Source organism: Thauera sp. WH-1, assembly GCF_047806685.1.
Classification (GTDB): Bacteria; Pseudomonadota; Gammaproteobacteria; order Burkholderiales; family Rhodocyclaceae; genus Thauera.
The window spans coordinates 68,015-82,084 of sequence record NZ_JBLQGP010000003.1 but is presented as its reverse complement, the minus strand read 5'-3'; the positions used below and the strand labels follow the sequence as shown (position 1 = coordinate 82,084).

Here is a 14,070-nt window from a genome sequence, read left to right as displayed (position 1 = left end):
TGAATCCTATTCCGAAGCGCTTTGGCTGTAAAGCATTTTCTTCAACGGATTTCAGTTTCCCTATGATCAGCCGCCCGCGGTGCTAGAATCCAAAGCACTTTGGAACAAGGGCCGCACCCGCCCGCTGGAGCAAGCACATGAAAGTCAATCTGAAGACGCTTTCCGAATCCCTGGGGCTATCCCAGACCACCGTCAGTCGGGCGCTCAACGGCTACACCGACGTGGCGGAGGCGACCCGGCGGCGGGTCAAGGAAGCGGCGGCGGCGATGGGCTACCAGCCGGACCCGCTGGCGCGGCGGCTGGCAACGGGTCGCACTGACACCATCGGCATGGTGTTTCCGTTCAATGCGACCGAGTTCGGCGACCACCGCTTCGGCGAGGTGGTGGCCGGACTCACCGAGGGCCTGGCCAAGCACAACATGGACCTCAACATCATTCCCACCCGGCCCGAGAACGAACTCGAGACCTACGCGCGCATCATCGACACGCGCCGGGTCGACGCCTTCATCGTGGGCTGGACCCAGGTCCATGATCCGCGCATCGCCCTGCTGCAGAGGCGCGGCTTTCCCTTCCTCGCCTACGGCCGCACGCAGACCGACAAGCCCTACCCGTGGTTCGACTTCGACAACGAAGCCGGTGCGCGCATGGCGGTCGAACGCCTGATCGGACTGGGCCACCGCCGGGTGGCGATCATCCACGCCCCACTGGGCTTCAACTTCGCCGCGCAGCGCTTCGCCGGCTATCTCGCCGCGCTCGAGGCGGCGGGCATCGCGCGCGATGACACGCTGATCGCCGACGCCCGCCTCAGCCGGCTCGCCGGCTACGCGGCGATGCACGCCCTGCTCGCGCGCCCCGATCCCCCCACGGCGGTGCTGATCGACAACAACCTCGCCGGCGTCGGTGCGCTGCGCGCGGTGGGCGACCTGCAGCTGCGCCCGGGGAGGGACATCTCGCTCATCGTCTATGACGGCGTCTCGCCCGACATCCCGCTGCCCTACCGGGTGAGCCGGGTCGAACAGGCGACCGGTGAGCGCACCGGCCTCAAGATGGCCGAACAGATCGTCGCGGTGCTCAATGGCAAGCCGGTCGGCCGCATCCACCACCTGGCCAGGCCGCGCCTCGTGCCGGGCGAGACCGACGGCCCGCTCGACAGCGCGATGGCCGCCGCGGGGGCGCCGGCCGTCGCCCCGGCGCCCCCGCAGGCGGCGCCCGAGCCACGCCCGCGCGCGCGCAAGAAGCTGGCAAGTCCGCTCAGCTAGCATGGGAGATCAGCGCCTCGAAGCGTGCCTGCAAGGATTCGAGCTCACGCTGCAGCGCACGCTCCTCGACCGGCTCACCGGTGGCGGTGATGCGGCGCATGGCCACACCGACCGCCAGCACGTCGATCAGCAGCAGATGCAGGATGCGTGACACCATCGACAGATAGCCGGCGCCCTCCTCCGGATGCGCCACTTCCAGCGCCACCGTCGCCCGCCGCGCAAGCGGCGATCCCGCGGCGGTGAGCGCGATCACCGCCGCGCCCGCCTGCAGGGCGGCATCCGCCGCCTGCAGTGTTTCTGCCAGGCTGCCCGACTTGGAAATCGCCACCACCACATCGCCCGGACCGAGCAGGCGCGCGGCCATGAGCTGGATGTGACTGTCGATGTAGGCGTTGCTCGGAATGCTGAAGCGGAAGAACTTGTGCTGGCCGTCAAGTGCGGCGACGCTGGAGTTGCCCACGCCGTAGAGCTCGATGCGGCGCGCCGCCGCCAGCAGCGCGATGGCGCGCTCGATCGCCGCGCCGTCGAGCTGGTCGCGCAGCTTCATGATCGCCGAGCTGGTGTTGTTGAAGATCTTCGCCACCAGCTCCGCGCCGGGATCACCGATCCGCACCTGGCTGTGGCGCACCGGCACCGCGGCGGTGAGGCCCGAGGCGAGCTTGAGCTTGAAGTCCGACAGACCCTGCATGCCGAGCGAACGACAGAAGCGGATCACCGTTGGCTGGCTGACCTCGGCCTTGGCCGCGATCTCGGCCACCGGGTCGTTGAGCACGGTGCGCGGCTGCTCCAGCACCAGGCTCGCCACGCGCCGCTCGGCCGGGCTCAGACTGTCCATGCCGGCACGGATGCGCTCGAGCAACTGGCCGGAGTCCGCATGGTCCTGCAGGTGGTTGCGCAGCACCTCGGCCGCGCCGCGCAGGCCGGTCTGGTCCGACAGCACGAGGTAGGTGGGGATGCGCGACACGAACTCGGTGTTGCGGCCCTTGTTCTCGAACGCACGGCGGAAGCTCGACTGCTCTATGAAGCCCGCCAGATCACGCACCAGCGCGCTGCCGACATAGATGCCGCCGGTCGCGTTGAGCATCACCGCAAGATTGCCCGCCGCGGTGCCGAGCATCCCGCACAGGCAATCGAGGGCGCGCCGGCACAGCGCGTCGCCCTCGTGCAGGCCGCGACGCAGCACCTCGTCAGCCGAGTCGATGTGCGCCGCACTCCCTTCGTCGGCTGCCAGCGCCTCGTGGATCAGCACCAGGCCGGAAGCCGAGATCAGCCGCTCCGAGGACACGTGCAACCAGCGCTTCCAGGCGTGGCGCAGCACGACCAGTTCGGTTTCGTTGGCCGGCGAGAAGGCCATGTGGCCGCCCTCGGAGGCCAGCGTCGCCCAGCGCTCACCGTTGGGGATCAGGGCCGACACACCGAGGCCGGTGCTGGCGCCGATGAGACCGATCACGCCCTCGGCACGCGCCTCGCCGCCACCGATCCGGCGCTTCTCGTCGGGCGCGAGCTTGGGCAGCGCCATCGCCATCGCCACGAAGTCATTCACCGCGAGCAGGGTGTGCATGCCGAGCGCGCCGCGCACCGCCTCGATCGAGAACTGCCAGTCACGATTGGTCATGCGCACGATGTCGCCGTCGATCGGGTTCGACAAGGCCATGGCCGCATGCAGCGGCCGTGGCCCGTCGATGCCCTCGAGATAGGCGCGGCACACTGCCTCGATGCCCGCATAGTCCGCGCAAGCCAGGTTGGCCGGCTGCTCGAAGTCGCCCGGCGCGACCTCCAGGGCGAAGCGCGCCGTGGTCGCACCGATGTTGGCGACCAGCCGCGGCCCCGCCGCATAGGCCCCCACCCGCGCCAGCTTCGGCGATTCGTCGTTGCGTCCCATGTCCCGTTCGCTCCTTGATGCGGCTCCACCCGTGGACCCGCAATGATGCCCGACGACGAGGCCGACTCAGCGCGCGCGCAGCTGCGAGGCCGCGCGCGCACGGCGACCGATCTCGTCCCAGTCGCGTGCCTTCACCAGCGCATCGGGCGCCAGCCAGGAGCCGCCCACGCACAGCACGTTGGGCAGGGCGAGGAAGTCGGCGGCATTGTCGACGCTGACGCCGCCGGTGGGGCAGAAACGCAGCTCCGGCAGCGGACCATGGAGCGCCCTCAGCATGCCCACGCCACCGGCCTGCTGGGCCGGAAAGAGCTTGAGCCGGGTGAAGCCGGCCTCGGCCGCGCTCATCGCCTCGGAGGTGGTCATCACGCCGGGCAGCAGCGGAAAGCTCGATTCGCGCGCGGCGGCCGTCAGCCGCGGCGTGAGCCCGGGCGAGACCGCGAAACGCGCACCGGCACGCTCGACGGCGACGAGCTGTTCGGGCGTGGTCACGGTGCCGGCGCCCACCACCGCCTCGGGCACGGCCTCGGACAGGCAGGCGATGACCGACATCGCATTCGGCGTGCGCAGCGTCACCTCCAGCACGCGCACGCCATTGTCGACCAGCGCGCGCGCGAGCGGCACCGCGTCGACGACCTCCTCGATCACCAGCACGGGCATGACCGGCCCCAGCCCCAGAATCTGGTCCAGCACTTGTTGTTTCGAATCCATGACGACCTCGATGGCAAAAATTCGGTTCGATGACGGCGCCCGGACCGGCGGTCCGCGCACCGCAGGGGATCAGGCCGGCAGCCCGAAACTCATGGCGCCGTCCTCGGCGCCCGACACCTGGCTGCGGAAGCCGCTGAAGAGCTCGCGCCCCATTCCGTGCTGGTTGGCCGACAGGTCCGCCTGCGCAGGCGTGCGCACGGCCAGTTCGGCGGCCTCGACGCGCAGCTCGAGCACGCCCTGCTCGGCATCGACGCGCACGATATCGCCGTCCTGCACGCGGGCGATCAGGCCGCCGTCACAGGCTTCGGGCGTGACATGGATCGCTGCCGGCACCTTGCCCGACGCGCCCGACATGCGCCCGTCGGTGACCAGTGCCACACGCTGGCCGTTGTCGAGCAGGTTGGCCAGCGTGGGCGTGAGGCCGTGCAGCTCGGGCATGCCGTTCGCCCTGGGCCCCTGAAAACGCACCACGGCGACGAAATCGCCGGTCAGCTCGCCACGCTTGTAGGCGGCGATCAAGGCTTCCTGCGAGGCAAACACCTTGGCCGGCGCCTCGACCACGCGCAGCTCGGGCGCCACCGCCGACACCTTGGTCACCGCCCGGCCGAGGTTGCCCGCCAGCACCTTCAGGCCACCGTCGGCCGAGAAAGGCTGCGCGGCGGACGTCAGCACGCTGGGGTCCAGGCTCTCGGCCGGCCCCTCGACCCATTGCAGACGGCCGTCCTCGAGCAGCGGCTGGCGGCGGTACAGCGACAGGCCGCGGCCGACCACGGTATCGACCTCCTCGTGCAGCAGGCCGGCGTCGAGCAGCTCGCCGATCAGCAGACCGGTGCCGCCGGCGGCGTGGAAGGCATTCACGTCGGCACTGCCGTTCGGATAGACGCGGGCGAGCAGCGGAACGCAGGCCGACAGTTCGTCGAAATCGGTCCAGTCGATGTGGATGCCGGCGGCACGCGCGATCGCCACCAGGTGCAGGGTGTGATTGGTGGAGCCGCCAGTGGCCAGCAGCGCGACGATCGCATTGACGATGGTGCGCTCGTCCACCATGCGCCCGATCGGCGTGAAGCGGCCGCCCTCGCGCGTGATCGCCGCCGCCTGGCGCGCGGCTTCGCGGGTCAGCGCCTCGCGCAGCGCGGTGCCGGGCGGCACGAAGGCGGCGCCCGGCAGGTGCAGGCCCATCACTTCCATCAGCATCTGGTTGCTATTGGCCGTGCCATAGAAGGTGCAGGTGCCGACCGAGTGGTAGGCGCGCGCCTCGGCCTCGAGCAGCTCGGCCTTGCCGATCTCGCCGGCGGCATAGCGCTGGCGGATCGCCGCCTTCTCCTTGTTCGACAGGCCCGAGCCCATCGGCCCGGCGGGCACGAACACCGTCGGCAGGTGACCGAAGGACAGCGCGCCGATCAGCAGGCCAGGCACGATCTTGTCGCACACGCCGAGGCACAGCGCGGCGTCGAACATGTTGTGCGACAGCGCCACCGCGGTCGCCATCGCGATCACGTCGCGCGAGAAGAGCGACAGCTCCATGCCCGGCTGGCCCTGGGTGACGCCGTCGCACATGGCCGGCACGCCACCGGCGAACTGCGCGGTGGCGCCGGCCTCGCGCGCGGCCTGCTTGATCCATTCCGGGAAGGCATGAAAGGGCTGATGCGCCGACAGCATGTCGTTATAGGAGGACACGATGGCCAGGTTGGGCCGACGCTGCTCGCGCAGCATGATCTTGTCGCCGGCGGGCGCCGCGGCAAAGCCGTGGGCGAGATTGGTGCAGGACAGCGAGCCGCGCAGCGGACCTGCGCGCGAGGCGTCGTCCACGCGCTGCAGGTAAGCCGCGCGCGACTGGGCACTGCGAGCCTGGATGCGGCGGGTCACGTGCTGCAGCGTCGGATGGATGGCCATCTGGGTGTTCTCCATTCAAGGTGTAGTCGAAGAGTAGTTTAACTACATTTCTTTTGCAAGCCCCTCGTGCACCCTTGAACCCGGCGGGACGCGGGCATTCTGCTGAATTCGCCTATGTACTTCCTTGCGAGCCAGGACCGGACACGAACCGCGTACAACAGGGCCGTGGAGGGAATTTGGCCCAAAGCGCTTGCATTTTGTAGTTTTCCTACTTATAGTCCGATCAACGATTCACTGAAGCCCACTCATCAACACGCGAGATCAAGATGTCACTACACACTGGACAAGACGTCGTTCTCTTCGGCGGCACGGGTGACCTGGTGATGCGCAAGCTGCTGCCCGCGCTCTACCACCTGCACTGCGCCAACATGCTCGGCGCCGACGTCTCGATCATCGGCGTCGCCCGCGAGACACTCGACACCGCCGGCTACCGCCGGCTCGCCGCCGAGCAGTGCGAACGCTTCCTGAAGGGACACTTCGATGCCGCGCATTGGGAGGCCTTCGAAGCCCGCCTCCACTACATCGCGCTCGACGCCCGCAATGCTGCCGGCTTCATTCCCCTGCGCGAGCGCCTCGGCGCGGTCACCAGCCGCTCCCAGGTCTATTACCTGTCGACCGCACCGGCGCTATTCACCGCGATCTGCCGCCATCTGCACGAGACCGGCCTGATCACGCCCGCCAGCCGCGTGGTGCTGGAAAAGCCCCTTGGCCACGACCTCGCCTCCTCGCGCGAGATCAACGACGAGGTCGGCCGCTACTTCGGCGAACAGCAGATCTATCGCATCGACCACTACCTCGGTAAGGAGTCGGTGCAGAACCTGCTGGCGCTGCGCTTTGGCAACGCGCTGTTCGAGCCCCTGTGGCGGCGCGAGTGGGTGAGCGACGTGCAGATCACCGTCGCCGAGCAGATCGGCGTCGAGTCGCGCGCCGAGTTCTACGACAAGACCGGCGCCCTGCGCGACATGGTGCAGAATCACCTGCTGCAACTGCTGTGCATCGTCGCCATGGAGCCGCCGGCCTCGATCGACGCCGACGCGGTGCGCGACGAGAAGCTCAAGATCCTGCGCGCGCTGCGCCCGATCGGCGAGGACGAGGTGCCGCTGCGCACCGTGCGTGGCCAGTACCGTGCCGGCGCCAGTGGCGGCCAGCCGGTGCCGGGCTACCTGGACGAGCCGGGCATCGCTGCCGGCAGCCGCACCGAGACCTTCGTCGCGCTGCAGGCCAACGTCGACACCTGGCGCTGGGCCGGCGTGCCCTTCTACCTGCGCACCGGCAAGCGCATGCAGGAGCGCCTGGCGGAGATCGTCATCAACTTTCGCGCCGTGCCGCACTCGATCTTCGGCAAGCCCGCCGCCGCGCTGCAGAACAACCGCCTGGTCATCACCATGCAGCCCGACGAGAGCGTCAAGCTGCATCTGCAAGCCAAGCGTCCCGGCGACCAGATGCTGCTCAACCCCGTGTCGCTCGACCTCGACTTCACCGAGGGCGCGCAGAGCCGCCGCCTGGAGGCCTACGAGCGCCTGCTGATGGACGTGATGCGCGGCAACCTGACGCTGTTCGTGCGCCGTGACGAGCAGGAGGCGGCATGGAAGTGGGTCGAGCCCATCATGTCGAGCTGGCGCGACTCGGGCGAACCGCCCAAGTCCTACACCGCCGGCACCTGGGGTCCGGCCGCCTCCACCGCCCTGCTGGGGCGCGAGGGCTTCCACTGGCACGAGGAGGTCTGAGCATGATCGAGCTGCAGCGCTTTGCCGACACCGCAGCGCTCGACGCTGCGCTCGCCGAGGCCATCGTGCAGTCGCTGCGCGAAGGCATCTACCAGCGCGGCGCCGCCAGCCTGGTGGTGTCGGGCGGCCGTACGCCGCGCGGCCTGTTCGCGCGGCTGGCCGCGGCCCCGCTGGCCTGGGACCGGGTCACGATCACCCTCGCCGACGAGCGCTGGGTGGCCGAAGACCACCCTGACAGCAATGCCCGCAGCGTGCGCGAGACGCTGCTGCGCGACCACGCGGCGCAGGCCCGCTTCGTGCCCCTGTACCGCGACACCGCCGAGCCGTGGTCGGCGCTGGCCGCCAGCGCCGCCGCACTCGCCGCGCTGCCGCGCCCCTTCGACGCGGTGGTGCTGGGCATGGGCGAGGACGGCCACACCGCGTCGCTGTTTCCTGCCGCCGACACCGCGCCCGCGCCGTCGGACACCGCCACGCCCGACCTGATCGGCGTGCGCCCCACCCGCGCACCGCACGACCGCATCTCGCTGAGCCCCTCTGCGCTGCTCGACACCCGCCTGCTCGCCCTGCACTTCACCGGCGCGGCGAAGTGGTCGGTGCTGTGCGAGGCGCTCAAGCCCGGCCCACTCGGTCAGTACCCGGTGCGCAACCTACTGCAACAGGAAGAGGTCCCCTGCCGTGTCTTCTGGACTGCCTGAACCCGCCGCGCGCCTGGTCGCCGACATCGGCGGCACCAATGCACGCTTCGCCCTCGTCGCCGCCCCCGGCGCCGCACCCAGCCACATCCGCGTGCTGCCCTGCGCGGACTTCGCCGGCCCGGAACAGGCGGTGCGCGCCTACCTCGCCGCCGAAGGGGTGGCCCTGCCGCGGGCAGCCGCCTTCGGCATCGCCAACCCAGTGACCGGTGACCGCGTGGCGATGACCAACCATCACTGGGCGTTCTCGGTGGACGGCTTGCGCGCCGCCCTCGGCCTCGAGCGCCTGCTGCTGATCAACGACTTCACCGCGCTCGCGCTGTCGCTGCCGCACCTGGCCGCGGCCGATCTCGAGCAGGTCGGCGACGGCCAGGCCCTGCCCGGCCAGGCGATCGCCCTGCTCGGCGCCGGCACCGGCCTGGGCATCTCCGGGCTGGTGCCCGCGGGCGACGCGCTGGCGCCGCTGCAGGGCGAGGGCGGCCATGTCACGCTGCCCGCCGGCACGCCGCGCGAAGCGAACCTGATCGCGCTGCTGGCCGAGCGCTACGGCCACGTATCGGCCGAACGCGTGCTGTCTGGCCCCGGCCTGGTGGCGCTGCACGACGCGCTGCGCCGTCTCGACGGCCTGCCCGCACTCGAGCTCGACAGCGCAACGATCAGCGCGCGCGGCCTCGCCGGCCAGTGTCCGGTGTGCACCGAGACGCTGCACCTGTTCTGCGCCCTGCTCGGCACGGTGGCCGGCGACCTGGCGCTGACGCTGGGCGCCCGCGGCGGCGTGTTCGTGGGTGGCGGCATCGTGCCGCGCCTGGGCGAGTTCTTCGCCCGCTCGGCCTTCCGCGAGCGCTTTCTCGCCAAGGGCCGCTTCCGCAGCTACCTCGAGCCGATTCCGACGCGCGTGATTCGCGCCCCCTACGCCGCGCTCACCGGCGCCGCGCATGCGCTCGACACCGCCATCGCGGTGGGCTTCGACAGCCGCGCGCCGCAGGGCGCATCGACCATCCCATCGACCCTTCCATTCGCCTGACCCGAAGGACACGCCGACCATGAGCAAGGCCCTCCCCAGCTGGCAAGCCCTCGCCGCCCACCGCGACGACATCGCCGGGCAGCACCTCAAGGACCTCTTCGCCGCCGACCCCGGCCGCAGCCGCCGCATGCAGGCCGAAGCCTGCGGCCTCTTCCTCTACTACGCGAAGAACCGCGTCGACGACACCACCCTCGGCCTGCTGTTCCAGCTCGCCCGCGAAGCCGGCGTCGTCGAGCGTCGCGCGGCGATGTTCGCGGGTGAGCGCATCAATGTCACCGAAGGCCGCGCCGTGCTGCACACCGCACTGCGCAAGCCTGCCGGCGGTGTGGTCACGGTCGACGGCGACAACGTCGTCGACGCGGTGGTGGCGGTGCGCGAACGCATCCGCCACTTCAGCGACAGCGTCCGCAACGGCCAGTGGGTGGGGCACGACGGCCGCCGCATCACCGACATCGTCAACATCGGCATCGGCGGCTCCGACCTCGGCCCGCTGATGGCCTGCGAGGCGCTGCGCGAGGTCGCCCACCCGGCGCTGCGCCTGCACTTCGTCTCCAACGTCGATGGCGTACAGATCGATGCGCTGCTGCGCACGCTCGATCCGGCCACCACGCTGTTCATCGTCGCCTCCAAGACCTTCACCACCCAGGAGACGCTGACCAACGCCCACACCGCACGCAGCTGGCTGCTGGCGCACGCCGGCCGCGAGGAAGCGATCGCGCGCCACTTCGTCGCCGTGTCGACGAATGCCGAGGCGGTGTCGCGCTTCGGCATCGACACCGCCAACATGTTCGGCTTCTGGGACTGGGTGGGGGGTCGCTACTCGATGTGGAGCGCGATCGGCCTGCCGATCGTGCTGCAGATCGGCGCCGACCATTTCGACGCCCTGCTCGCCGGCGCCCACGCGATGGACGAGCATTTCCGCAGCGCGCCGCTCGAGCGCAACCTGCCGGTGATCCTCGCCCTGCTCGGCATCTGGAACATCGACTTCCTCGATGCGCCGACCCAGGTCATCGCCCCCTACCACCAGGGTCTGCACCGCCTGCCCGCCTACCTGCAGCAACTCGACATGGAGTCGAACGGCAAGTCGGTGCGCCTCGACGGCAGCCCGGTCGACTGCCACACGAGCCCGGTGATCTGGGGCGAGCCCGGCATCAATGGCCAGCACGCCTACTTCCAGATGCTGCACCAGGGCACGCGCTTCGCGCCGGTGGACTTCATCGGCGTGCTCGAGCATCCGGCGCGCCTGCACCAGCACCACCGCATCGCCTTCGCCAACATGGTGGCGCAGGCCGAGGCGCTGATGCGGGGCAAGACCGCGGCCGAGGTCGAGGCCGAGATGCGCGCCGCGGGCCTGCCCGAGGAACGCATCGCGAGCCTGATCCCGCACCGCGTGTTCGCCGGCAACCGCCCGAGCAACACCCTGCTGCTCGAGCGCCTCGACCCCTTCGCGCTCGGCGCGCTGATCGCGCTCTACGAGCACCGCACCTTCGTGCAGGGCGTGGTGTGGGGCGTCAATTCCTTCGACCAGTGGGGGGTGGAACTCGGCAAGCAGCTCGCCGCCCGCGTGCTCGAGGATCTCGCCGCCGAGCACGATGCCAGCCCCCATGACAGCAGCACCGCGGCGCTGATCGCGCACTACCGCCACCACGCCCGCAGCGTCGGCGACCGGGCCTGAGCGCCCTTCCCCAGGAGACATCGTGAGCACTTCGCGCAATACCAAGATCCTCGCCACCCTCGGCCCGGCGAGCTCGGAGCTGGACACCATCCGCGCCCTGCATGCAGCCGGCGCCGACGTGTTTCGCCTGAACTTCAGCCACGGCTCGCATGAGGACCACGCCGCCCGCGCCGAGCTGATCCGCCGCGTGGCGGCCGAGAGCGGCCGCCCGATCGGCATCCTCGCCGACCTGCAAGGCCCCAAGCTGCGCATCGGCACCTTCGCCGACGGCGCGGTGAGCCTCAAGCGCGGCGATCGCATCCGCTTCGACGCCGACCCCACGCCGGGCGACGCCCGCCGCGTGTGCCTGCCGCACCCCGAGATCATCGCCGCCTCGGCGGTGGGCGACCTGCTGCTGCTCGACGACGGCCGCATCCGCCTCGAGGTGTGCGACGCGCAGCCCCATGCGCTCGAGCTGGTGGCGCTCAACGACGGCGTGCTGTCGAACCGCAAGGGGGTCAACGTGCCTTCGGCCACCCTCGACCTGTCGCCGCTGACGGCGAAGGACCTCGCCGACCTCGACTTCGCCCTCGGCCTGGGCGTCGACTGGGTGGCGTTGTCCTTCGTGCAGCGGGCCTCCGACGTCGTCGCGGCGCAGGCGCGCATCGGCGGCCGCGCCGCGCTGATGGCCAAGATCGAGAAGCCCTCGGCGATCACCGACATCGAGGCCATCCTCGCCGCCGCCGACGGCATCATGGTGGCGCGCGGCGACCTCGGCGTGGAAATGCCGGCCGAGGAAGTGCCCGGCCTGCAGAAGAAGCTGGTGCGCCTGGCGCGCGCCGCCGGCAAGCCGGTGGTGGTTGCCACCCAGATGCTGGAATCGATGGTGAGCTCACCGGCCCCCACCCGCGCCGAGGCCTCGGACGTCGCCACCGCGGTGTTCGACGGCGCCGACGCGGTGATGCTGTCGGCCGAGTCCGCCTCCGGCCAGTACCCGCTCGAGGCGGTGCAGATGATGGCGCGCATCATCTGCCGCACCGAAGCCGACCCGCTGCACCGCCAGTACGTCGACACCGTCGCCGCCAACATGCAGGCGAGCGGCACCGACGCCATCGGCACCGCGATCCGGAGCATCACCGCGATGATGCCGGTGTGCGCCACCGTGGCCTTCACCGCCACTGGCGCCACCGCCCTGCGCATCGCGCACCAGCGCCCGCAGTCGCCGATCTTGTGCCTGACCCCGTCGGCGCGCGTCGCCGGCCGCCTGACGGTGGCCTGGGGCGTGCGCCCGCGGGTATCCACCGCCACCGGCACGGTCGAGGAAATGGTCGATGCCGCAGTCGCGTCCTGCCGCAGCGACGCCCTGCTGCGCGACGGCCAGGCCGTCATCGTCACCGCCGGCGTGCCCTTTGGCACCCCTGGCACCACCAACCTGTTGCGCCTGGCGTGGCCGACCGTGGCCGCCGCCGAGCTGCCCGCCTGAGGCCGCCGCCGCACCCACACCACCGAACATCGAAAAGGAAACCCGACACCATGGACATGAAGCTCAGCCCAATGCAGCAGAAGCTGCACGACCTCTTCCCCGCCGAGGCCGACATTCCCGACGACTGCCGCGTGCTCGCCCCGCTGCACCAGCGCTCCATCCTGCTCAACGGCGAGATGCAGATCTGGAAGGGCGAGACGCGCGCGGTGTTCTCGCCGGTGCATGTGCGCGCCGCCAACGGCAGCCTCGCTCCGGTCGAGCTCGGCAGCTTCCCGGTCACCGGCACCGCCGAGGCCGACGCCGCGATCGCCGCCGCCACCCAGGCCTACGACAACGGCCGCGGGCGCTGGCCGACGATGTCGGTCGCCGAGCGCATCGCCTGCGTCGAGAACTTCACCAACCAGATCCTCGCCCGCCGGCGCGAGATCGTGAACCTGATCATGTGGGAGATCGGCAAGAGCCTGGCTGACTCCGAGAAGGAGTTCGACCGCACGATCGACTACATCAAGGCCACGATCGCCGAGCTGAAGAGCCTGGACAACGCCAACTCGCGCTTCCAGATCGTCGACGGCACGATCGCCCAGATCCGCCGCTCGCCGCTCGGCATCGTGCTGTGCATGGGCCCCTACAACTACCCGATGAACGAGACCTTCACCACGCTGATCCCGGCGCTGATCATGGGCAACGTGGTGCTGTTCAAGCCGCCGCGCTTCGGTGTGCTGCTCTACTACCCGATGCTGGAGGCCTTCCGCAGCGCCTTCCCGGCCGGCGTCATCAATATCGTGTACGGCCAGGGCAGCGTGGTGGTGCCCCACATCATGGCTTCGGGCAAGGTCAATGTGCTGGCCCTGATCGGCACCAGCAAGGTCGCCGACCAGCTGAAGAAGGCCCACCCCAAGACCAACCGCCTGCGCGCGGTGCTCGGGCTGGAGGCCAAGAACGCCGCGATCATCCTGCCCGATGCCGACATCGAGCTGACGGTCAAGGAATGCATCGCCGGCACGCTGTCCTTCAACGGCCAGCGCTGCACCGCAATCAAGATGATCCTGGTGCACCAGGCGATCGCCGACCAGTTCCTGCGCCGCTTCAACGAGGAGATCGCCAAGCTGAAGATCGGCATGCCGTGGGAAAAGGGCGTGATGCTGACCCCGCTGCCCGAGATCCAGAAGGTCGATTACATGAACGAGTGCATCGCCGACGCCGTCGCCCAGGGCGCCAAGGTGCTCAACGCCGACGGAGGCAGTTCGGTCGACACGCTGTTCTACCCGGCGGTGGTGTTCCCGGTGAAGGCCGGCATGAAGCTCTACCGCGAGGAGCAGTTCGGCCCGGTGATCCCGGTGGCGCCCTTCGAGGACGTCGAGACCGCGCTCGACTACGTGATCACTTCCGACCACGGCCAGCAGGTCAGCGTGTTCGGCAGCGATCCGGACCAGATCGCGCACCTGGTCGATCCGCTGGTGAACCAGGTCTGCCGCGTCAACATCAACTGCCAGTGCCAGCGCAGCCCCGACGTCTTCCCCTTCGCCGGACGCAAGGACTCGGCCGAGGGCACGCTGTCGGTGCATGACGCGCTGCGCTCGTTCTCGATCCGCACCATGGTCGCCGCCAAGCAGACCGAGGCCAGCAAGAAGCTGCTCGACAGCATCGTGCTCGGCAACAAGTCGAACTTCGTGAACACGCGCTTCATTCTCTGATCGCACTTCATCCCTGATTCGCCGCTCATCCGCGTGCCGCAGCCTGCGGCACCG

The 14,070-nt window shown here is 69.9% G+C and carries 10 protein-coding genes; 7 read left to right on the top strand and 3 right to left on the bottom strand.

Annotated elements, in window-relative coordinates; all coding sequences use genetic code 11:
* Positions 1-137 precede the first annotated feature (137 nt).
* Positions 138-1,259, top strand: coding sequence for a substrate-binding domain-containing protein (locus ACMV5O_RS04675; RefSeq protein WP_416162400.1), 1,122 nt, complete (start codon positions 138-140; stop codon positions 1,257-1,259).
* Here ACMV5O_RS04675 and glk read toward each other — a convergent pair.
* The 3 genes from glk to edd all read right to left on the bottom strand — a co-directional run bounded on the left by glk (position 1,252) and on the right by edd (position 5,736).
* Positions 1,252-3,141, bottom strand: a complete 1,890-nt coding sequence (gene glk, locus ACMV5O_RS04670) for a glucokinase (RefSeq protein WP_416162399.1) — start codon at positions 3,139-3,141, stop codon at positions 1,252-1,254. The genes ACMV5O_RS04675 and glk overlap by 8 nt on opposite strands.
* Before the next feature lie 66 nt (positions 3,142-3,207).
* Positions 3,208-3,849, bottom strand: coding sequence for a bifunctional 4-hydroxy-2-oxoglutarate aldolase/2-dehydro-3-deoxy-phosphogluconate aldolase (locus ACMV5O_RS04665; RefSeq protein ID WP_416162398.1), 642 nt, complete (start codon positions 3,847-3,849; stop codon positions 3,208-3,210).
* A 69-nt stretch (positions 3,850-3,918) separates the two neighbouring features.
* A complete protein-coding gene (gene edd, locus ACMV5O_RS04660) occupies positions 3,919-5,736 on the bottom strand; it encodes a phosphogluconate dehydratase (protein WP_416162562.1) in 1,818 nt (605 codons plus the stop codon).
* 272 nt (positions 5,737-6,008) lie between these two features.
* On the opposite strand from edd, the gene zwf reads away from it, so the two are divergent.
* Genes zwf through ACMV5O_RS04630 form a run of 6 tightly spaced genes read left to right on the top strand, consistent with a single transcriptional unit; the run spans position 6,009 to position 14,016 of the window.
* Positions 6,009-7,469, top strand: a complete 1,461-nt coding sequence (gene zwf, locus ACMV5O_RS04655) for a glucose-6-phosphate dehydrogenase (protein WP_324538342.1) — start codon at positions 6,009-6,011, stop codon at positions 7,467-7,469.
* 2 nt (positions 7,470-7,471) lie between these two features.
* Positions 7,472-8,164: a 6-phosphogluconolactonase gene (pgl, locus tag ACMV5O_RS04650; RefSeq protein ID WP_416162397.1), complete on the top strand. Its 693-nt coding sequence runs from the start codon at positions 7,472-7,474 to the stop codon at positions 8,162-8,164.
* Positions 8,145-9,185 carry a glucokinase gene (locus ACMV5O_RS04645; RefSeq protein ID WP_416162396.1) on the top strand — a complete coding sequence of 347 codons (1,041 nt, stop codon included), beginning with the start codon at positions 8,145-8,147 and terminating at the stop codon, positions 9,183-9,185. The genes pgl and ACMV5O_RS04645 overlap by 20 nt, the downstream gene beginning before the upstream one ends.
* Before the next feature lie 19 nt (positions 9,186-9,204).
* Entirely contained in the window at positions 9,205-10,860 is a 1,656-nt protein-coding gene (pgi, locus tag ACMV5O_RS04640) for a glucose-6-phosphate isomerase (protein WP_416162395.1), read from the top strand.
* Between the two features lie 22 nt (positions 10,861-10,882).
* A complete protein-coding gene (gene pyk, locus ACMV5O_RS04635) occupies positions 10,883-12,322 on the top strand; it encodes a pyruvate kinase (RefSeq protein ID WP_416162394.1) in 1,440 nt (479 codons plus the stop codon).
* Between the two features lie 50 nt (positions 12,323-12,372).
* Entirely contained in the window at positions 12,373-14,016 is a 1,644-nt protein-coding gene (locus ACMV5O_RS04630; protein WP_416162393.1) for an NADP-dependent glyceraldehyde-3-phosphate dehydrogenase, read from the top strand.
* Positions 14,017-14,070: the final 54 nt, after the last annotated feature.